Source organism: Algibacter marinivivus (genome assembly GCF_003143755.1).
Taxonomy (GTDB): Bacteria; Bacteroidota; Bacteroidia; order Flavobacteriales; family Flavobacteriaceae; genus Algibacter_B; species Algibacter_B marinivivus.
This window is the reverse complement of record NZ_QFRI01000001.1, coordinates 449,321-468,644: the sequence shown is the minus strand read 5'-3', so window position 1 is coordinate 468,644 and position 19,324 is coordinate 449,321. Positions and strand designations below refer to the sequence as shown.

Sequence of the window (19,324 nt, the reverse complement as noted above, 5' to 3'; positions counted from 1 at the left end):
TAAAACAATAAATAATGGTTAAAATTTGATAAAAAGGATATTTTTTTAAGAAATCGATAATTTGAAACTAGAAATTTGCCGTCAAACTGAGGTGTATTTTAGAATTAGACAGTTTAAATGAAGTATTCTCATTTTTTCCATTTGCATAGTTAAATCGTAATAATCCTGATTTGGTAAGAATTCCAAATCCAAACCCATAGCCATATAGTTTCTCTTTAGTGTTTAATGTTTTGTTTTCAAAATAACCTGCATCAAATATGGAATGAATATAAATATTGTTGTTTAGTTGAAACCTGTATTCTGTATTGATGATTCCAAATAAAGAAGCAAACAAACTATTCTCTTCAAATCCTCTAATTGAGTTTATGCCACCAAATCTTAGTAATTCATTTTCAAAAAATGTATCAGAGATTAAATTAGAACCATTAATTCTCATAAAAACACTGTTTTTTATATTTAGTTGAAAAATTTTTAATGCATCGATGCTGAATTGTGATTGGCTTTGTTTGTTTAAATCAGTTTTTCTATTTCCAAAACCTGTTTCTATATACAATTTTGATTTTAAAGGGAATAGTAAATTGTTATACTGCGGTTGTAAAAACTGATAGGCTAATGTGTAATATTGAGTTTTGTAATCTAAAATGGATGCGTTGGTGTTGTTATCTGAAAGTAGATTATTTGATTCTGTAGAAACAATACCTCCATAAATTTTGTGTTTTGAATTAATTTGATAATGTAATCGTGCAGATTGGTTGACTGTTGTAAATGATGAATCTTTTTTGAAAATTCTTAAAAGTAGATCAATACCTATAGGTGTATTGAATATATAAGGAAGAGAAATGTCTGTCTCAAATGTTTGTTGGTCGTTCTCATCACTCTTATAGAATAGTCTAAACGACTCTCCATAATTTAAATTATTAATTAGCTTGAGATTTAAATACCCATCAAAGTCTAATTTGTTGGTTTCTTCATTTGTTCCAAATCCTAAAAAGCCATCAAAAGTATTGCTATTTGCTTTTTCAAGGTATATATATAAGGAAGTTGAATCTTTTGAAAACAAAACTTCAGGAGGTTTGATTTCATTCGCAAAATTCAAATTGTTCAACTGTTCGGTTTTTGATTTAATTTTTTTTAAATCGAAAAGTTGTTCTTTCTTTATTTTTAAAAAATGCTTTAAAAAAGAACGAGGGAATTTTTCATAGCCTTTAATTACAATATTATCTATATTTCTTTGTCTTTCAGAAAAATCAATTGTTAAATAAGCTTGCAAATTAGAATTGTCTTTAATTTTTATTTCTGATAGTTGTACTTTATTAAAAGGAAGACCTTTTTTAGAAATTTCAGAATTTATAATTTTTAGAGCATTTTCAACTTCTGAAAAATTCAAAATAAAATAATCATCAAAAACATTCTTTGATACTAATTTTAAAATAGATTTATCAATACTATTTTTATTGTAATATGTATATAAGGAGTCTAATTTAGTTTTTAAATGAATTTTTGAATAAAAAGAAGTGTCACTCTTTTTTTTAATTCGCTTAACTTCATTTTCAACATAACCTAAACGAAACAGTTTATTTTGAACAATGTTAATTTCTGTTTTGATTGAAGCATAGTCTTTATGAATTTTTAAATACCCTAATGAGTCTATAATTTTAGTTTTTACATCGTTTTCTGCTTCAATATCTAATGTTAATTGTTGGCAAAATCCATTCGAAGAAAAAAGCACATATATAATAAGGAGTAAATAAGAAGTTTTTTGCACGTTTTTGCTTGCTAATTTTTCTGTAAATCTAACGGAAAATCTAAGCTTATAATATAGCTAATGTTATTATTTTTGAAAACTCTTAAAAATTAACCGATTAGGATTTGAATTTTGAATTTTAATTTCTACATTTGCACCCCTCTTAAAAAGAGGATAATAAAATTTATATATAATATATATGCCAACAATTTCGCAATTAGTAAGAAAAGGAAGAGCCAAAATAACCAAGAAGAGTAAATCGGCTGCTTTAGATTCTTGTCCGCAAAGACGTGGTGTGTGTACTCGTGTTTACACAACAACTCCTAAAAAACCTAACTCAGCAATGCGTAAGGTAGCAAGGGTTCGTTTAACAAACGGTAACGAGGTTAATGCATACATCGGTGGTGAAGGACATAATCTACAAGAGCATTCGATAGTATTGGTTAGAGGTGGAAGGGTAAAAGATTTGCCAGGAGTTAGATATCACATTGTACGTGGTGCTTTAGACACAGCAGGTGTTTCAGGTAGAACGCAACGTAGATCTAAGTATGGTGCTAAACGCCCTAAAAAGTAATTAAAACTTTAAGAAGAAGACATGAGAAAAAGAGCAGCAAAAAAGAGACCGCTTTTACCAGACCCAAAGTTTAACGATCAGTTAGTAACGCGTTTCGTTAACATGATGATGTGGGATGGAAAAAAGTCTGTCGCTTTTAAAGTATTCTACGATGCAATTGATATTGTAGACTCAAAAAAAACTGACGATGAAAAAACAGCATTAGAAATCTGGAAAGATGCTTTATCAAATGTGATGCCTCACGTAGAAGTACGTAGTCGTCGTGTTGGTGGTGCAACATTCCAAATTCCAATGCAAATTCGTCCAGACCGTAAAGTATCAACAGCAATGAAATGGTTGATTGGTTATGCAAGAAAGCGTAACGAAAAATCTATGGCATTACGTTTAGCATCTGAAATTTTAGCAGCAGCTAAAGAAGAAGGAGCGGCTGTTAAGAAAAGAGTAGATACTCACAAAATGGCAGAAGCTAATAAAGCATTCTCTCACTTTAGATTTTAAGACATGGCAAGAGATTTAAAATTCACTAGAAATATAGGTATTGCTGCACATATTGATGCAGGAAAAACTACTACCACAGAGCGTATTCTTTATTACACAGGTGTTTCGCATAAAATTGGAGAAGTGCATGATGGTGCTGCTACAATGGACTGGATGGAGCAAGAGCAAGAAAGGGGTATTACGATTACTTCTGCTGCTACAACTTGTGAGTGGAAGTTTCCAATTGAAAACGGGCAACCAACACCAGATACAAAAGGATATCATTTTAATATTATAGATACTCCAGGTCACGTTGATTTTACTGTAGAGGTAAATCGTTCTTTACGTGTACTTGATGGTTTAGTATTTTTATTTAGTGCAGTTGATGGTGTTGAGCCTCAATCTGAAACTAACTGGAGATTAGCAGATAACTATAAAGTTCCTAGAATTGGTTTCGTTAATAAAATGGACCGCCAAGGATCAAACTTTTTAGGTGTTTGTCAACAAGTAAAAGATATGTTAAAGTCTAATGCGGTACCAATTGTTTTAAACATTGGTGACGAAATGGATTTTAAAGGTATTATAGATTTAGTAAAAAATAGAGCTATTGTATGGCATGATGAAACGCAAGGGGCAACTTTTGATGTGATTGATATTCCAGAAGAGATGAAAGAAGAAGCTCGTAAGTATCGTGCACTTTTAATTGAAGAAGTAGCTACTTATGATGAAAATCTTTTAGAGAAATTCATGGAAGATGAGGATTCTATAACGGAAGATGAAGTGCATGCTGCACTTAGAGCTGCTGTTATGGATATGGCTATCATTCCAATGATTTGTGGTTCTGCTTTTAAAAATAAAGGTGTACAATTCTTATTAGATGCTGTTTGTCGTTACTTACCTTCTCCGTTAGATAGAGATAATATAGTAGGTACAAATCCAGATACAGGAGCAGAAGCTATCCGTAAGCCGGATGCAAAAGATCCGTTTGCTGCATTAGCATTTAAAATTGCTACTGACCCTTTTGTAGGTCGTTTAGCATTTTTCCGCGCCTATTCTGGTCGATTAGATGCAGGTTCTTATATCTTGAACAATCGTTCAGGTAAGAAAGAGCGTATCTCTCGAATTTACCAAATGCACTCTAATAAACAAAATGCTATCGATTATATTGAAGCCGGTGATATTGGAGCAGCAGTAGGATTTAAAGATATCAAGACTGGTGATACTATGTCTGATGAAAAACATCCTATTGTTCTAGAATCTATGGACTTCCCAGACCCAGTAATTGGTATTGCGGTTGAACCTAAAACTAAAGCTGATGTTGATAAATTAGGTATGTCTTTAGCTAAATTAGCAGAGGAAGATCCAACATTTACAGCAAGAACTGATGAAGCTTCAGGTCAGACTATTATTTCTGGAATGGGAGAACTTCACTTAGATATTATTGTTGACCGTTTAAAACGTGAGTTTAAGGTTGAAGTAAACCAAGGACAACCACAAGTAGAGTACAAAGAAGCAATTACACAACGTGCACAACATAGAGAGGTTTATAAGAAACAATCTGGTGGACGTGGTAAATTCGCAGACATAGTGTTTACATTAGAGCCTGCTGAAGAAGGAAAAGTAGGATTAGAGTTTGTTTCTGAAATTAAAGGAGGTAATGTTCCTAAAGAATTTATCCCTTCAATTGAAAAAGGATTTAAAATGGCAATGGTTAATGGACCATTGGCAGGATACGAAGTTGATGCTATGAAAGTAACATTAACTGACGGTTCATATCACGATGTGGATTCGGATCAATTATCATTTGAATTAGCTGCAAAACTTGGATTTAAAAATTCTGCAAAAGCTGCAAAAGCGGTAATCATGGAACCAATCATGAAACTTGAGGTAATTACACCTGAAGAGAACATGGGTGACATTGTTGGAGATTTAAATAGAAGAAGAGGGCAAGTAAGCGATATGGGTGATAGAGCTGGTGCAAAAACTGTAAAAGCTACTGTGCCATTATCAGAAATGTTCGGATATGTAACTACATTAAGAACATTGTCATCGGGTCGTGCAACGTCAACAATGGAATTTTCACATTATGCTGAAACACCTTCAAATATTTCTGAAGAGGTTATTAAAGCAGCAAAAGGTGTTGAAGCTTAAAATCTAAGAAAATGAGTCAAAAAATCAGAATAAAATTAAAATCTTACGATCATAACTTAGTAGATAAGTCTGCTGATAAGATTGTAAAAACAGTAAAAAGTACTGGTGCTGTTGTAACTGGACCAATTCCATTACCAACGCACAAGAAAATTTTCACTGTATTACGTTCTCCTCACGTAAACAAGAAATCAAGAGAGCAATTTCAATTATCTTCTTATAAAAGATTATTAGATATATACTCTTCGTCATCAAAAACAATTGATGCGTTAATGAAACTTGAATTACCAAGTGGTGTAGAAGTGGAAATTAAAGTTTAAGTACATAAACTTTGATTTACATCCCGAAATTGTTTCGGGATCTCGTTAAGAGAAATTAAAATGTCCCACCGATGCGGTCGCGGGAAAAACGGATAAATACATTTCAGGGACGAAACGTATTTTGTCCCTGAATTTTTTTAATAATATATGTTGGATTAGGTTTCAACTAAATAGTAATAATTAATAAATAATAAATATGTCTGGGTTAATTGGAAAAAAAATCGGTATGACCAGCATCTTTGATGAAAATGGGAAGAATATTCCTTGTACAGTAATCGAAGCTGGACCATGTATCGTTACCCAAGTCAGAACTGAAGATGTTGACGGCTATTCAGCTGTTCAACTTGGTTTCGATGACGCGACAGAAAAAAGCGCTACTAAAGCAGACTTAGGTCATGCTAAAAAAGCGGGTACTTCTGTAAAACGCAAAGTTGTTGAATTCAAAGGTTTTGATGAGGAGTACAAATTAGGAGATGCAATCACTGTTGAACATTTCACTGAAGGTGAATTTGTTGATGTAGCAGGAACATCTAAAGGTAAAGGATTTCAAGGTGTTGTAAAACGTCATGGTTTCGGTGGTGTAGGTCAAGCTACTCACGGTCAACATAACCGTTTAAGAGCACCAGGATCTATTGGAGCTGCATCTTACCCTGCAAGAGTTTTCAAAGGAATGAAAATGGCAGGAAGAATGGGTGGAGACACAGTTAAAGTTCAAAATTTAAGAGTTTTAAAAGTAGTTGCTGAAAAGAACTTACTTGTGGTTAAAGGATGTGTTCCTGGTCACAAAAACGCTTATGTAATTATTAGAAAATAATGAAAGTAGCAGTTTTAGATATAAACGGAAAAGACACAGGTAGAAAGGCAGACCTTTCTAAAGATGTGTTTGCTATTGAGCCTAATAATCACGCAGTATACTTGGATGTTAAACAATATTTAGCAAACCAACGTCAGGGAACTCACAAATCGAAAGAAAGGGCTGAGATTGCTGGTAGTACACGTAAGATTAAAAAGCAAAAAGGAACTGGTACGGCAAGAGCAGGTAGTATTAAGTCTGGTGTATTTAAAGGTGGTGGTCGTATGTTCGGTCCAAGACCAAGAAATTACAGCTTCAAACTTAATAAAAACTTAAAGCGTTTAGCACGTAAATCTGCCTTAAGTATCAAAGCAGGAGAGAAGTCAATTACAGTTTTAGAAGACTTTAGTTTTGATACTGTAAAGACTAAGAATTTTACTGCAGTTTTAAAGGCTTTAGAACTAGAAAACAAAAAAACACTCTTTGTGTTGGGTGGGTCAAATAATAACGTATATTTGTCATCGCGCAATTTGAAAAGCTCAGAAGTTATAACATCTTCAGAATTAAGTACTTACAAGATTTTAAATGCAAATCAAGTAGTGCTTTTAGAAGGAGCTTTAGAAGGAATTGAAACAAACTTAAGTAAATAAGAAACAGATGAGTATCTTAATTAAACCTATAATCACAGAAAAAGCGACTGCAGATAGCGAGTTGAGAAACTGCTATACTTTCGCGGTGAATACAAAGGCGAACAAGGTAGAAATCAAGAAAGCGGTGGAAGCCACTTACGGAGTTTCTGTTGAAAAAGTTCGTACTATAAATGTCCGTCCAGATAGAAGTACTAAGTTTACAAAAACTGGTATTCAACATGGTAAAACAAATGCTGTTAAAAAAGCAATTGTACAACTGGCGGAAGGTGAAATGATTGATTTATACAGTAACATGTAATTAAAGACTAATGTCAGTAAGAAAATTAAAACCAATCACACCAGGACAGCGATTTAGAGTAGTAAACGGTTACGATGCCATTACTACTGATAAGCCGGAAAAGAGTTTACTCGTTCCGAACAAAAGGTCTGGTGGTAGAAACAATCGAGGAAAAATGACCATGCGCTATATTGGTGGAGGTCATAAGAAAAAGTATCGTATTATCGATTTTAAAAGAGACAAAGCTGGGATTCCTGGTGAAGTTAAATCTATTGAGTACGATCCAAACAGAACAGCTTTTATCGCATTATTGAACTATCAAGATGGAGAGAAAAGGTACATTATTGCACAAAATGGACTTCAGGTTGGGCAAAATGTAGTATCTGGTAAAGAGGGTATTGCTCCAGAAATTGGAAATTCAATGCCATTAAGTGAAATTCCATTAGGAACAATTATTTCTTGCGTAGAGTTACGTCCAGGACAAGGAGCTGTTATGGCCCGTAGTGCTGGTGCATTTGCTCAATTAATGGCAAGAGATGGTAAGTTTGCTACTATAAAATTACCTTCAGGAGAAACAAGATTAATTCTTGCTAACTGTATGGCTACTATAGGTGTTGTGTCTAACTCAGATCATCAATTAATGGTTGGAGGTAAAGCAGGTAGAACAAGATGGTTAGGAAGAAGACCACGTACTAGACCAGTAGTTATGAATCCAGTTGATCACCCAATGGGTGGTGGTGAAGGTAAGTCTTCAGGTGGGCATCCTCGTTCTAGAAACGGTATTCCAGCTAAAGGTTACAGAACCCGTTCTAAGACTAAAGCAAGTAATAAATATATTGTAGAACGTAGAAAGAAATAAGACATGGCAAGATCATTAAAAAAAGGACCTTACGTTCATTATAAATTAGAGAAGAAAGTTGCTGCAAATGTGGAAGCTAACAAAAAAACGGTAATCAAAACTTGGTCAAGAGCCAGTATGATTACTCCGGATTTTGTTGGGCAAACTATAGCAGTACACAATGGCCGTCAATTTGTACCAGTTTATGTAACTGAAAACATGGTAGGTCATAAGTTAGGAGAATTTTCACCAACACGTTCATTCCGTGGACATGCAGGTGCTAAAAATAAAGGTAAAAAGTAGTAAGCTATGGGAAGTCGTAAAAAACAAATGGCAGACGCTATTAAGGAAGCTAAAAAGCAAGTTGCTTTTGCAAAACTTAATAATTGTCCTACATCACCAAGAAAAATGCGCTTAGTAGCTGATTTAGTAAGAGGCGAAAAGGTAGAGAATGCACTGAATATTTTGAAGTTTAATCAAAAGGAAGCATCTGGTCGTTTAGAGAAGTTGTTATTATCAGCTATCGCTAACTGGCAAGCAAAGAATGAAGATGCTGATGTTGAAACTGCAGAATTATTTGTAAAAGAGATTAAAGTGGATAGCGGATCTATGTTAAAGAGATTACGTCCAGCACCTCAAGGTCGTGCACACAGAATTAGAAAACGTTCAAACCATGTAACATTAGTGGTTGGAGCTAACAATAACACACAAGCTTAATAAGAGTATGGGACAAAAGACAAATCCAATCGGAAATCGCTTAGGAATTATCAGAGGATGGGAATCTAACTGGTACGGAGGAAACGATTATGGTGATAAACTTGCCGAAGACGATAAGATTAGAAAATACGTTCACGCGCGTTTATCTAAAGCTAGTGTTAGTAGAGTAATTATCGAAAGAACTTTAAAACTTGTAACCGTTACTATCACTACGGCTCGTCCAGGTATCATTATTGGTAAAGGCGGTCAAGAGGTAGACAAGTTAAAAGAAGAGCTTAAGAAAATTACTGGAAAAGAAGTTCAGATTAACATCTTTGAGATTAAAAGACCTGAACTTGATGCATTTTTGGTAGGATCAAGCATCGCTCGTCAAATTGAAAACAGAATTTCATACAGACGTGCAATTAAGATGGCTATTGCTGCTACAATGCGTATGAACGCTGAAGGAATTAAAATCCAAATTAGTGGTCGTTTAAATGGAGCTGAAATGGCACGTTCTGAACACTACAAAGAAGGACGTATTCCTTTATCAACTTTTAGAGCCGATATTGATTATGCTTTAGTTGAGGCACACACTACTTATGGTAGACTGGGTGTTAAAGTATGGATCATGAAAGGTGAAGTATATGGTAAAAGAGAGCTTTCTCCGCTTGTTGGATTATCTAAGAAGCAAGGAAAAGGTGGAGCAAGAGGAGGCAATAAAGGACCTCGTCGTAGAAAGTAATTTTTTATAAAGTAAAGAAAAATGTTACAGCCTAAAAGAACAAAATTTCGTAAACAACAAAAAGGACGTATGAAAGGTCTCTCAGGAAGAGGGCATCAACTTTCTAACGGAACTTTTGGAATAAAAGCATTAGACGCTACGTTTATTACTGCACGTCAAATTGAAGCAGCTCGTATTGCCGCTACACGTTACATGAAAAGAGAAGGTCAACTTTGGATTAAAATATTTCCAGACAAGCCTATTACAAAAAAGCCTCTTGAAGTACGTATGGGTAAAGGTAAAGGTGCCGTTGAATTATGGGTAGCTGTATGTAGACCAGGTCGTGTTTTATTTGAAATTGGTGGTGTGCCATTAGACGTTGCAAGAGAAGCATTACGTTTAGCAGCACAAAAATTACCAGTAAAAACTAAGTTTATAATCGCTCGAGATTACGAAGCATAATAATTTAAGATGATGAAACAATCAGAAATTAAAGAATTATCTGTAGCTGAGTTACAAGAAAAACTTGGTGAAACAAAAAAGAGTTATTCAGACCTAAAATTGGCTCATGCAATATCTCCTTTAGAAAATCCAATTCAATTACGTTCTATAAGAAGAACCGTAGCTAGAATTGCGACTGAATTAACTAAAAGAGAATTACAATAATTCTGCTGAAAGATGGAAACAAGAAATTTAAGAAAAGAACGTATAGGAGTTGTTACTAGTAACAAAATGCAAAAATCAATAGTTGTTGCAGAGGTTAAAAAAGTAAAACACCCTATGTATGGTAAGTTCGTGTTAAAAACGAAAAAATACGTTGCACACGATGAAACGAACGATTGCAATATTGGTGATACTGTAAAGATCATGGAAACAAGACCTTTAAGTAAATCTAAATGTTGGAGATTAGTAGAAATCCTAGAAAGAGCTAAATAATTATGTTACAGCAAGAATCAAGAATAAAGGTAGCAGACAATACTGGAGCAAAAGAGGTTTTAGTAATCCGTGTTTTAGGAGGTACTAAAAGAAGATACGCTTCTGTAGGAGATAAGATAGTTGTTTCTGTTAAAGATGCAACTCCTAATGGAAACATTAAGAAAAAAGCAGTTTCTACAGCAGTTGTTGTTCGTACAAAGAAAGAAGTAAGAAGACCAGACGGATCTTATATAAGATTTGATGATAATGCTTGTGTTTTATTAAACCCAACGGGTGAGATGAGAGGTACACGTGTATTTGGTCCTGTTGCTAGAGAACTTCGTGATAAGCAATTCATGAAGATTGTATCATTAGCACCAGAGGTGCTTTAATACATTATATAAGATGACAAAGCTTAAAATAAAAACTGGAGATACTGTAAAAGTAATTGCTGGAGATCATAAAGGATCTGAAGGTAAAGTACAAAAGGTATTAATAGATAAGAACAAAGCGATTGTAGAGGGCGTAAACATGGTTAAGAAACATACTAAACCAAGTGCACAAAATCCTCAAGGTGGAATCGTAGAGAAAGAAGCCGCTATTCATATTTCTAATTTATCATTGTTAACTTCAAAAGGAGAAACAACTAGAGTTGGATATAGAATGGAAGGCGATAAAAAAGTAAGATTTTCAACAAAATCTAATGAAGTAATATAGTTATGGCATATTCACCAAGACTTAAAGAAGAGTATAAAAGCAAAGTAATTGCAGCTCTTACAGATGAATTTGGATATAAAAATGTAATGCAAGTTCCTAAACTTACTAAGATAGTAATATCTAAAGGTGTTGGAGCAGCAGTTGCAGACAAAAAGTTAATTGACTACGCAGTAGAAGAGTTAACTACTATATCTGGACAAAAAGCGATATCTACATTATCAAAAAAGGATGTTGCATCATTCAAATTACGTAAAGGAATGCCAATTGGGGCAAAAGTAACTTTACGTGGAGAAAGAATGTATGAATTTTTAGATCGTTTAGTAACTTCAGCACTTCCACGTGTTAGAGATTTTAACGGCATAAAAGCTACAGGATTTGACGGTAGAGGTAATTACAATTTAGGAATTACTGAGCAAATTATCTTCCCAGAAATAAACATTGATAAAGTGAATAAAATTTCTGGTATGGATATTACATTTGTAACTACTGCAGATACTGATAAAGAAGCAAAATCATTATTAAACGAATTAGGATTACCTTTTCAAAAGAACTAAGATATGGCTAAAGAATCAATGAAAGCCCGTGAGGTAAAAAGAGCAAAAACAGTAGCTAAGTATGCTGAAAAACGTAAAGCTTTAAAAGAAGCTGGAGATTATGAAGCATTACAAAAGTTACCAAAAAATGCATCTCCTATTCGTCAGCATAATAGATGTAAATTAACAGGAAGACCAAAAGGATACATGAGAACTTTTGGAATTTCTCGTGTAACTTTCAGAGAAATGGCTAATCAAGGTCTTATCCCTGGAGTTAAAAAAGCTAGTTGGTAATATTATTTAAATAATCAGGTTTAAGGTTCGAAATAGTTCGAAAACCAAGACCGCAAAATCAATTCATTATGTACTCAGATCCAATTGCGGATTTTTTGACAAGAATTAGAAACGCAGTGCGTGCTAACCACAGAGTGGTAGAGATTCCTGCTTCTAATCTTAAAAAAGACATTACTAAAATATTATTCGAACAAGGATATATTTTAAGTTACAAGTTTGATGATTCTTCTGTACAAGGAACTATTAAAATAGCTCTTAAGTACAACAAAGAAACAAAAGAACCAGTAATCAAAAAACTTCAACGTATTAGTACACCAGGTTTACGTAAGTATGCTGGTGCTAATGAGCTACCACGTATCTTAAACGGTTTAGGTATTGCTATTGTTTCAACTTCTCACGGAGTTATGACAGGTAAACAAGCCAAAAGAGATAATGTTGGAGGTGAAGTTTTATGTTACGTTTACTAATTTTAAAGCCAGAAAGAAATGTCAAGAATAGGAAATAATCCAGTAGCCATTCCAGAAGGTGTAACAGTTGATGTTAAAGATAACGTAGTAACTGTAAAAGGAAAATTAGGAGAGTTAACACAAAATTACGACTCTATTGAAATTAAAGTAGAAGAAGGAAATGTTATGGTAACACGTTCTTCTGATACTAAAGATCAGAAAGCAAAACATGGTTTATATAGATCATTAATGCATAATATGATAGAAGGTGTATCTAAAGGATGGACTAAAGAATTAGAATTGGTAGGTGTAGGTTATAGAGCATCAAACCAAGGACAAAAATTAGATTTGGCCTTAGGATTTTCTCATAATATTGTTTTAAACATTGCTCCAGAAGTAAAAGTTGAAACAATATCAGAAAAAGGAAAAAATCCAATAGTGAAACTAACATCATTCGATAAACAACTTGTTGGTCAAGTAGCTGCGAAAATCCGCGGATTTAGAAAACCTGAACCTTACAAAGGAAAAGGAGTCAAGTTTGTTGGTGAAGAAATAAGAAGAAAAGCAGGTAAATCAGCTTAATAATTAAGTTATGGCATTGACAAAGAACGAAAGAAGACTAAGAATAAAAAACAGAATCCGTAAGGTTGTTTCTGGTACAGAAGCAAGACCAAGGTTAGCTGTTTATAGAAGTAATAAAGAAATTTATGCTCAAATAGTAGATGATGTTACTGGTAACACAATCAGTGCAGCATCTTCAAGAGATAAAGATATTAGTTCTGCGAAAGCGACTAAATCAGAAGTAGCTAAATTAGTAGGTAAAGCACTTGCTGAAAAAGCTTTAAAAGCAGGTGTAGAAACTATTGCTTTTGATAGAGGTGGTTATTTGTATCACGGAAGAGTTAAACAATTAGCTGAAGGAGCTAGAGAAGCAGGACTAAAATTCTAAGAAATTATGTTTAAAAAATATAAAAGTGCAGAATTAGTAAAACCAGGTGGATTAGATCTTAAAGATCGTTTAGTTGGAGTACAAAGAGTTACAAAAGTAACTAAAGGTGGTAGAGCATTTGGTTTTTCAGCAATTGTTGTAGTTGGTGATGAGGCTGGTGTTGTAGGACAAGGTTTAGGAAAATCTAAAGACGTTGCTAGTGCAATTGCAAAAGCTGTTGAAGATGCTAAGAAAAATCTTGTACGTATTCCTATTATAAAAGGAACATTACCACATGAGCAAAAAGGTAAATACGGTGGCGCTAGAGTAAATATTATTCCTGCTGCTCCTGGTACAGGTGTAATTGCTGGTGGTGCTGTAAGAACAGTGCTTGAGGCAGTTGGTGTACATGATGTATTATCAAAATCTCAAGGATCTTCAAACCCTCATAATGTAGTAAAAGCAACTTTTGATGCTTTATTACAATTAAGAGATGCGAATGCTATTGCTAGAGATAGAGGTATTTCACTTGAACAAGTTTTTAACGCTTAATACAGACAGAGATGGCAAAGATTAAAGTAAAAAAAGTTAAAAGCGCAATCAATCGTACGCAAAGACAAAAAAGAACTTTAGAAGCTCTTGGTCTTAAAAAGATTGGTCAAGTAAAAGAGCACGAAGCTACACCAAATATACTTGGTATGGTTGCTAAAGTTTCACATTTAGTTTCTGTTGAAGAAGCTTAAAATATAAACTGAAAATGGATTTAAGTAATTTAAAACCTGCAGAAGGTTCAAATAAAAACCAAGGGAAAAGAATAGGTAGAGGACAAGGTTCTGGTAAAGGTGGTACGGCAACTCGTGGTCACAAAGGAGCTAAATCTCGTTCAGGTTATTCTAAGAAACTAGGATTTGAAGGTGGTCAAATGCCATTACAAAGACGTGTTCCAAAGTTTGGTTTTACTAATATTAACCGTGTTGAGTATCAAGGAATCAACTTAGATACTTTACAACAATTGGTTGATGATAAGAAAATTAAAGATACAGTAGATTTTGAAACGTTATTTTCTAACCGTTTAGCTGGAAAAAATGATCTAGTTAAGATTTTAGGTAGAGGTGAGTTAAAAGCAAAGTTAAAAGTATCTGCACATAAATTTACTGCTTCAGCAAAAGCTGCTATTGAAGCTGCTGGTGGAGAAGCTGTAACTATATAAGACGTATTACAAGTATGAAATTTATAGAATCAATAAAGAATGTTTGGAAAATTGAAGAACTAAGAAACAGAATCATTGTTACTTTGAGTCTGTTATTAGTTTATCGTTTTGGTGCCCAAGTAGTTTTACCAGGTATTGATGCATCTCAGTTAGGTGGTTTAGCAGATAGTGCTGATGGTGGGTTATTAGGTTTACTTAATGCTTTTACTGGTGGAGCTTTTGCAAACGCTTCGGTTTTTGCTTTGGGTATTATGCCTTACATTTCTGCTTCTATTGTTGTACAGTTAATGGGTATTGCTATTCCTTACCTACAAAAGCTTCAGAAAGAAGGTGCTAGTGGGCAAAAGAAAATTACACAAATTACGCGTTGGTTAACCATAGCTATTTGTTTATTACAAGCCCCAGGATATTTAGCAAGTTTACCTGCATTAGGAATTCCATCAACAGCATTTTTGTTGGGAACAGGTCCATTGTTTTATTTCTCATCAGTTACAATATTAGTAACAGGCTGTATATTTGCGATGTGGTTAGGAGAAAAAATTACAGACAAAGGTATTGGTAACGGTATTTCATTATTAATTATGGTAGGTATTATAGCAACTTTGCCACAATCATTCATCCAAAATGCTGATACTAGATTGACAGGTGGTGGTAATGGTGGTTTAATGATGATTTTAATAGAACTAGTTATCTGGTTTGTTATCATATTAGCATCTATCATGTTAGTCATGGGAGTTAGAAGGATTGCTGTACAATACGCAAGAAGAACTGCTTCTGGTGGTTATGAGAAAAGCGCTATGGCTGGATCAAGACAATATATTCCATTAAAGCTTAATGCTTCTGGAGTAATGCCAATCATATTTGCACAAGCAATTATGTTTGTTCCTAGTTTGATTGGGGGGTCTTCTTTTTTAAAAGAAACGGCATTTGGAGCATGGTTACAAACTAACTATTCAGATATTTTTGGATTAGTTTATAATATTACATTTGCATTATTAATTATAGTATTCACATACTTCTATACAGCAATTACAGTACCTACCAATAAAATGGCAGACGACTTAAAGCGTAGTGGTGGTTTTATTCCTGGTATTCGTCCAGGTTCTGAAACATCGGAATACTTAGATAAGATAATGTCTCAAATAACATTACCAGGTTCAATCTTTTTAGCACTTATTGCTGTGTTCCCAGCGGTTATTGTTAAACTAATGGGTGTACAACAAGGATGGGCTTTATTTTTTGGAGGAACCTCATTATTAATTATGGTTGGAGTTGCAATTGATACTATGCAACAAATAAATTCTTATTTGTTAAATAGACATTATGATGGTTTGATGAAGACAGGTAAAAATAGAAAAGCAGTAGCTTAATTATTATACTATGGCAAAACAAGCAGCAATAGAGCAAGACGGAACAATTATAGAAGCATTATCAAATGCTATGTTTCGTGTTGAATTAGAGAATGGTCACATTGTGACAGCACATATTTCTGGTAAAATGCGTATGCATTACATTAAATTATTACCAGGAGATAAAGTAAAATTAGAAATGAGTCCTTATGATTTAACTAAGGCTCGTATAACTTATAGATACTAACAAGATGAAAGTAAGAGCATCAGTTAAAAAAAGAAGCGCAGATTGTAAGATTGTGCGTAGAAAAGGAAGACTTTACGTCATTAACAAAAAGAATCCTAGATTCAAACAAAGACAAGGATAAGCTATGGCAAGAATTGCAGGTGTAGACATACCAAAAAATAAGAGAGGAGTTATCTCTTTAACTTATATCTATGGAATAGGTAGAAGTAGAGCAAAAGAAATTTTAGCAGCAGCTAAAGTAGATGAAAGTATTAAAGTTCAAGATTGGACGGATGACCAAATTGCTGGTATTCGTGAATCTGTTGGTACATTCACTATTGAAGGTGAATTACGTTCTGAAACACAATTAAACATTAAGCGATTAATGGATATTGGATGTTACAGAGGTATTCGTCATAGAGCTGGTCTTCCATTAAGAGGACAACGTACAAAAAACAATTCTAGAACCAGAAAAGGTAGAAGAAAAACTGTTGCTAACAAGAAGAAAGCATAATAATTAAAAAATAGTCTTTAGTATTTAGACGTTGGAAGGAATCTGTTTGAAATTATACGGTTTAGGATTCTAGCGACTATCACTAAAACTAAGCACTAGAAAAGATGGCAAAAACAAGCACAAAAAAACGTAAAGTAATCATTGATGCTGTAGGAGAAGCTCATATAACAGCTTCTTTTAACAACATCATTATTTCACTTACCAACAAAAAAGGAGACGTAATTTCATGGTCTTCTGCTGGTAAGATGGGATTTAGAGGATCAAAGAAAAACACACCTTATGCTGCTCAATTAGCCGCTGAAGATGCTGCAGGTGTTGCATCAGAAGCAGGATTAAAAAAAGTAAAAGTATATGTGAAAGGTCCTGGAAATGGTAGAGAATCTGCTATTCGTTCAATCCACAATGCAGGTATTGAAGTAACAGAAATTATAGATGTTACACCATTACCACATAATGGATGTCGTCCTCCAAAAAGAAGAAGAGTTTAATCACGTTTTTACTAACGCGAATTAGAATAAAGCAAAGTGAAAATTAATACCATCTGAATATCAGATGGTGTTAATTTTTTGTATAAATTTGCAAACTGAAAAATAATTAACAAGTATTAACGAGAGATCAACGATTATCGAAGGATAAGATTAAGACCTTAATTCATAATCACTCTCAAAACAAATTTAAAATGGCAAGATATACTGGTCCTAAAACTAAAATAGCTCGTAAATTTGGCGAAGCTATATTCGGTGAAGATAAATCATTCGAAAAAAGAAATTACCCTCCAGGTCAACATGGAAATAACAGAAGACGTGGTAAAAAATCTGAATATGCTATCCAGTTAATGGAAAAGCAAAAAGCGAAGTATACTTACGGTATATTGGAGCGTCAATTTAGAGGGTTATTTAAAAAAGCAAGAGCTGCACAAGGAATTACTGGTGAGGTTTTGTTACAATTATGTGAATCTAGATTAGATAATGTAGTATTCAGAATGGGAATTGCCCCAACAAGAAGTGGCGCAAGACAATTAGTCTCTCACAGACATATTACTGTTAATGGGGAATTAGTAAATATTCCTTCTTACTCTTTAAAAGCAGGAGATGTTGTAGCTGTAAGAGAAAAATCTAAATCACTTGAAGCAATTGAAAGATCACTTTCAAATTCAAGTAACGTTTATGAGTGGATTACATGGAATTCTGATACGAAACAAGGAACTTATGTTTCTGTTCCTGCTAGAATTCAAATCCCAGAAAACATAAACGAACAATTCATCGTAGAATTATACTCTAAATAATATATTAATCATATTGGTATTTGGCCAAAGGATTTATTAGCCTTCTTCAAGCTTTAAAATCGCGCAACCAAGTAACAATTAAAACGAAGAAAAAAATGGCAGTATTTAATTTTCAGAAACCCGACAAAGTAATCATGATTGATTCTACTGATTTCGAAGGTAAATTCGAATTCAGACCACTAGAACCAGGTTACGGACTAACAGTAGGAAATGCTTTAAGAAGAGTTTTATTATCTTCTTTAGAAGGATTTGCAATTACTTCAGTTAGAATTGAGGGTGTAGATCATGAGTTTTCATCTATAGCTGGTGTTGTAGAAGATGTAACAGAAATTATCTTAAACTTAAAACAAGTTCGTTTTAAAAGACAAATTGAAGATATTGATAACGAATCAATTTCAATTTCAATTTCAGGACAAGATAGAATTACAGCTGGAGACTTTCAAAAATTCATTTCAGGATTTCAAGTTTTAAATACAGAATTAGTAATCTGTAATTTAGACCCTAAAGTGAACATCAATATGGAAATCACTATTGAAAAAGGTAGAGGATACGTTCCTGCTGAAGAAAACAAAAAGGCTTCAGCACCAATAGGAACTATTTTTACTGATTCCGTATATACACCTATAAAAAACGTTAAGTATAGTATTGAAAACTATCGTGTTGAGCAAAAAACGGATTATGAAAAATTAGTTTTTGAAATCATAACAGATGGATCAATTACACCACAAGATGCTTTAACTGAAGGTGCTAAAACATTAATTCATCACTTTATGTTATTCTCTGATGAGCGTATAACTTTAGAAGCAGATGAAATTGCACAAACTGAAACTTATGATGAAGAATCTCTTCATATGCGTCAGTTGCTTAAAACGAAGTTAATAGACATGGATTTATCTGTTCGTGCACTTAATTGTTTAAAAGCTGCAGAAGTAGATACTTTAGGAGACTTAGTATCGTTCAATAAAAATGATTTAATGAAATTCAGAAACTTCGGTAAGAAGTCTTTAACTGAGCTTGAAGAGCTTGTAAATGTTAAGGGATTAAATTTCGGAATGGATTTAAGTAAATATAAATTAGATAAAGATTAATTAATCATATTTTGCTCCTCGAATAACGAGTTTGGTAGCAAGATGATAAAACAAACGTCATGAGACACGGAAAAAAAGTAAACCATTTAGGTAGACAAACAGCACACAGAAAGGCAATGTTGGCTAATATGGCTTGTTCTTTAATTGAACACAAGCGTATTAATACTACAGTTGCAAAAGCAAAAGCTTTAAAACAATTTGTAGAACCAATGATTACAAAATCTAAGGCTGATACAACACATAACAGACGTTTAGTAATGGCTAAACTTAGACAAAAAGATGCTGTTATTGAATTGTTTAGAGATGTTGCTGCTAAAGTAGCTGACAGACCTGGTGGTTATACTAGGATTATTAAATTAGGAAATCGTTTAGGTGATAACGCTGATATGGCAATGATAGAACTTGTTGATTACAACGAAATCTATAATGCTGATAAAGCTAAGAAGAAAACAACAAGAAGAAGTAGAAGAGGCGGATCTAAACCTGTTACTCCTCCAGTTGAAACTAAAGCATTAAACGAAGAAGAATAAATGTTAATAATCATTTAATATATTAAGGATAAACTATTTTAGTTTATC

33 protein-coding genes are annotated in these 19,324 nt (G+C 33.6%); 32 read left to right on the top strand and 1 reads right to left on the bottom strand.

What is annotated here, in order from left to right:
- Positions 1 to 67: 67 nt before the first annotated feature.
- The gene (locus DIS18_RS02295; protein ID WP_109351416.1) at positions 68 to 1,765 is read right to left on the bottom strand and encodes a POTRA domain-containing protein; all 1,698 of its coding nucleotides are present in this window, start codon (positions 1,763 to 1,765) and stop codon (positions 68 to 70) included.
- A 178-nt stretch (positions 1,766 to 1,943) separates the two neighbouring features.
- On the opposite strand from DIS18_RS02295, the gene rpsL reads away from it, so the two are divergent.
- The 32 genes from rpsL (at position 1,944) to rplQ (ending at position 19,276) form a co-directional block, all read left to right on the top strand.
- Positions 1,944 to 2,318 carry a 30S ribosomal protein S12 gene (rpsL, locus tag DIS18_RS02290; protein ID WP_019386263.1) on the top strand — a complete coding sequence of 125 codons (375 nt, stop codon included), beginning with the start codon at positions 1,944 to 1,946 and terminating at the stop codon, positions 2,316 to 2,318.
- Positions 2,319 to 2,339: 21 nt separating this feature from the next.
- On the top strand, positions 2,340 to 2,816 hold the full coding sequence (gene rpsG / locus DIS18_RS02285) for a 30S ribosomal protein S7 (RefSeq protein WP_109351415.1): 477 nt from the start codon (positions 2,340 to 2,342) through the stop codon (positions 2,814 to 2,816).
- A gap of 3 nt (positions 2,817 to 2,819) precedes the next feature.
- The gene (fusA, locus tag DIS18_RS02280; protein ID WP_109351414.1) at positions 2,820 to 4,946 is read left to right on the top strand and encodes an elongation factor G; all 2,127 of its coding nucleotides are present in this window, start codon (positions 2,820 to 2,822) and stop codon (positions 4,944 to 4,946) included.
- 11 nt (positions 4,947 to 4,957) lie between these two features.
- Entirely contained in the window at positions 4,958 to 5,263 is a 306-nt protein-coding gene (gene rpsJ / locus DIS18_RS02275; RefSeq protein ID WP_007650482.1) for a 30S ribosomal protein S10, read from the top strand.
- A 196-nt stretch (positions 5,264 to 5,459) separates the two neighbouring features.
- Positions 5,460 to 6,077 carry a 50S ribosomal protein L3 gene (gene rplC, locus DIS18_RS02270; protein WP_109351413.1) on the top strand — a complete coding sequence of 206 codons (618 nt, stop codon included), beginning with the start codon at positions 5,460 to 5,462 and terminating at the stop codon, positions 6,075 to 6,077.
- The gene (gene rplD / locus DIS18_RS02265; protein WP_109351412.1) at positions 6,077 to 6,706 is read left to right on the top strand and encodes a 50S ribosomal protein L4; all 630 of its coding nucleotides are present in this window, start codon (positions 6,077 to 6,079) and stop codon (positions 6,704 to 6,706) included. Before rplC ends, rplD begins: the two co-directional genes overlap by 1 nt.
- A 7-nt stretch (positions 6,707 to 6,713) precedes the next feature.
- Positions 6,714 to 7,004, top strand: a complete 291-nt coding sequence (gene rplW / locus DIS18_RS02260) for a 50S ribosomal protein L23 (RefSeq protein ID WP_109351411.1) — start codon at positions 6,714 to 6,716, stop codon at positions 7,002 to 7,004.
- 10 nt (positions 7,005 to 7,014) lie between these two features.
- The gene (gene rplB / locus DIS18_RS02255; RefSeq protein WP_109351410.1) at positions 7,015 to 7,842 is read left to right on the top strand and encodes a 50S ribosomal protein L2; all 828 of its coding nucleotides are present in this window, start codon (positions 7,015 to 7,017) and stop codon (positions 7,840 to 7,842) included.
- Between the two features lie 3 nt (positions 7,843 to 7,845).
- Positions 7,846 to 8,124 (top strand): 30S ribosomal protein S19, encoded by a 279-nt coding sequence (rpsS, locus tag DIS18_RS02250; protein ID WP_027880209.1) that lies wholly within the window; start codon positions 7,846 to 7,848, stop codon positions 8,122 to 8,124.
- Between the two features lie 6 nt (positions 8,125 to 8,130).
- Positions 8,131 to 8,538, top strand: a complete 408-nt coding sequence (rplV, locus tag DIS18_RS02245; protein WP_109351409.1) for a 50S ribosomal protein L22 — start codon at positions 8,131 to 8,133, stop codon at positions 8,536 to 8,538.
- A 7-nt stretch (positions 8,539 to 8,545) separates the two neighbouring features.
- Complete coding sequence (gene rpsC, locus DIS18_RS02240) at positions 8,546 to 9,262, top strand: 30S ribosomal protein S3 (protein ID WP_109351408.1); 717 nt, start codon at positions 8,546 to 8,548, stop codon at positions 9,260 to 9,262.
- A 21-nt stretch (positions 9,263 to 9,283) separates the two neighbouring features.
- Complete coding sequence (gene rplP / locus DIS18_RS02235; protein WP_109351407.1) at positions 9,284 to 9,703, top strand: 50S ribosomal protein L16; 420 nt, start codon at positions 9,284 to 9,286, stop codon at positions 9,701 to 9,703.
- 12 nt (positions 9,704 to 9,715) lie between these two features.
- On the top strand, positions 9,716 to 9,907 hold the full coding sequence (gene rpmC / locus DIS18_RS02230; protein WP_034043309.1) for a 50S ribosomal protein L29: 192 nt from the start codon (positions 9,716 to 9,718) through the stop codon (positions 9,905 to 9,907).
- A 12-nt stretch (positions 9,908 to 9,919) separates the two neighbouring features.
- Positions 9,920 to 10,177 carry a 30S ribosomal protein S17 gene (rpsQ, locus tag DIS18_RS02225; protein WP_019386276.1) on the top strand — a complete coding sequence of 86 codons (258 nt, stop codon included), beginning with the start codon at positions 9,920 to 9,922 and terminating at the stop codon, positions 10,175 to 10,177.
- 2 nt (positions 10,178 to 10,179) lie between these two features.
- Positions 10,180 to 10,548: a 50S ribosomal protein L14 gene (gene rplN / locus DIS18_RS02220; protein ID WP_069831953.1), complete on the top strand. Its 369-nt coding sequence runs from the start codon at positions 10,180 to 10,182 to the stop codon at positions 10,546 to 10,548.
- Positions 10,549 to 10,561: 13 nt separating this feature from the next.
- Positions 10,562 to 10,873, top strand: coding sequence for a 50S ribosomal protein L24 (rplX, locus tag DIS18_RS02215; protein ID WP_109351406.1), 312 nt, complete (start codon positions 10,562 to 10,564; stop codon positions 10,871 to 10,873).
- 2 nt (positions 10,874 to 10,875) lie between these two features.
- Positions 10,876 to 11,427 carry a 50S ribosomal protein L5 gene (gene rplE / locus DIS18_RS02210; protein WP_109351405.1) on the top strand — a complete coding sequence of 184 codons (552 nt, stop codon included), beginning with the start codon at positions 10,876 to 10,878 and terminating at the stop codon, positions 11,425 to 11,427.
- 3 nt (positions 11,428 to 11,430) lie between these two features.
- Positions 11,431 to 11,700 (top strand): 30S ribosomal protein S14, encoded by a 270-nt coding sequence (rpsN, locus tag DIS18_RS02205; protein WP_092579393.1) that lies wholly within the window; start codon positions 11,431 to 11,433, stop codon positions 11,698 to 11,700.
- Positions 11,701 to 11,768: 68 nt separating this feature from the next.
- Entirely contained in the window at positions 11,769 to 12,167 is a 399-nt protein-coding gene (gene rpsH, locus DIS18_RS02200; protein ID WP_109351404.1) for a 30S ribosomal protein S8, read from the top strand.
- A gap of 18 nt (positions 12,168 to 12,185) precedes the next feature.
- Complete coding sequence (rplF, locus tag DIS18_RS02195) at positions 12,186 to 12,728, top strand: 50S ribosomal protein L6 (RefSeq protein ID WP_109351403.1); 543 nt, start codon at positions 12,186 to 12,188, stop codon at positions 12,726 to 12,728.
- A gap of 10 nt (positions 12,729 to 12,738) precedes the next feature.
- The gene (gene rplR, locus DIS18_RS02190; RefSeq protein ID WP_109351402.1) at positions 12,739 to 13,095 is read left to right on the top strand and encodes a 50S ribosomal protein L18; all 357 of its coding nucleotides are present in this window, start codon (positions 12,739 to 12,741) and stop codon (positions 13,093 to 13,095) included.
- A 6-nt stretch (positions 13,096 to 13,101) separates the two neighbouring features.
- A complete protein-coding gene (gene rpsE, locus DIS18_RS02185; protein WP_109351401.1) occupies positions 13,102 to 13,626 on the top strand; it encodes a 30S ribosomal protein S5 in 525 nt (174 codons plus the stop codon).
- Between the two features lie 11 nt (positions 13,627 to 13,637).
- Positions 13,638 to 13,817 (top strand): 50S ribosomal protein L30, encoded by a 180-nt coding sequence (gene rpmD / locus DIS18_RS02180; protein ID WP_019386285.1) that lies wholly within the window; start codon positions 13,638 to 13,640, stop codon positions 13,815 to 13,817.
- A gap of 14 nt (positions 13,818 to 13,831) precedes the next feature.
- On the top strand, positions 13,832 to 14,284 hold the full coding sequence (gene rplO / locus DIS18_RS02175) for a 50S ribosomal protein L15 (RefSeq protein WP_109351400.1): 453 nt from the start codon (positions 13,832 to 13,834) through the stop codon (positions 14,282 to 14,284).
- Between the two features lie 14 nt (positions 14,285 to 14,298).
- Complete coding sequence (secY, locus tag DIS18_RS02170) at positions 14,299 to 15,654, top strand: preprotein translocase subunit SecY (protein WP_109351399.1); 1,356 nt, start codon at positions 14,299 to 14,301, stop codon at positions 15,652 to 15,654.
- A 10-nt stretch (positions 15,655 to 15,664) separates the two neighbouring features.
- Complete coding sequence (gene infA / locus DIS18_RS02165; RefSeq protein ID WP_007094967.1) at positions 15,665 to 15,880, top strand: translation initiation factor IF-1; 216 nt, start codon at positions 15,665 to 15,667, stop codon at positions 15,878 to 15,880.
- A 4-nt stretch (positions 15,881 to 15,884) separates the two neighbouring features.
- Complete coding sequence (ykgO, locus tag DIS18_RS02160; RefSeq protein ID WP_013305171.1) at positions 15,885 to 16,001, top strand: type B 50S ribosomal protein L36; 117 nt, start codon at positions 15,885 to 15,887, stop codon at positions 15,999 to 16,001.
- 3 nt (positions 16,002 to 16,004) lie between these two features.
- Positions 16,005 to 16,373: a 30S ribosomal protein S13 gene (gene rpsM / locus DIS18_RS02155; protein ID WP_109351398.1), complete on the top strand. Its 369-nt coding sequence runs from the start codon at positions 16,005 to 16,007 to the stop codon at positions 16,371 to 16,373.
- A gap of 104 nt (positions 16,374 to 16,477) precedes the next feature.
- Positions 16,478 to 16,861, top strand: coding sequence for a 30S ribosomal protein S11 (gene rpsK / locus DIS18_RS02150; RefSeq protein WP_109351397.1), 384 nt, complete (start codon positions 16,478 to 16,480; stop codon positions 16,859 to 16,861).
- A 191-nt stretch (positions 16,862 to 17,052) separates the two neighbouring features.
- Positions 17,053 to 17,658 (top strand): 30S ribosomal protein S4, encoded by a 606-nt coding sequence (gene rpsD / locus DIS18_RS02145; protein WP_109351396.1) that lies wholly within the window; start codon positions 17,053 to 17,055, stop codon positions 17,656 to 17,658.
- A gap of 95 nt (positions 17,659 to 17,753) precedes the next feature.
- Entirely contained in the window at positions 17,754 to 18,746 is a 993-nt protein-coding gene (locus DIS18_RS02140; RefSeq protein WP_109352558.1) for a DNA-directed RNA polymerase subunit alpha, read from the top strand.
- 59 nt (positions 18,747 to 18,805) lie between these two features.
- Positions 18,806 to 19,276 (top strand): 50S ribosomal protein L17, encoded by a 471-nt coding sequence (gene rplQ / locus DIS18_RS02135; RefSeq protein ID WP_109351395.1) that lies wholly within the window; start codon positions 18,806 to 18,808, stop codon positions 19,274 to 19,276.
- The last annotated feature ends 48 nt before the right edge of the window (positions 19,277 to 19,324 follow it).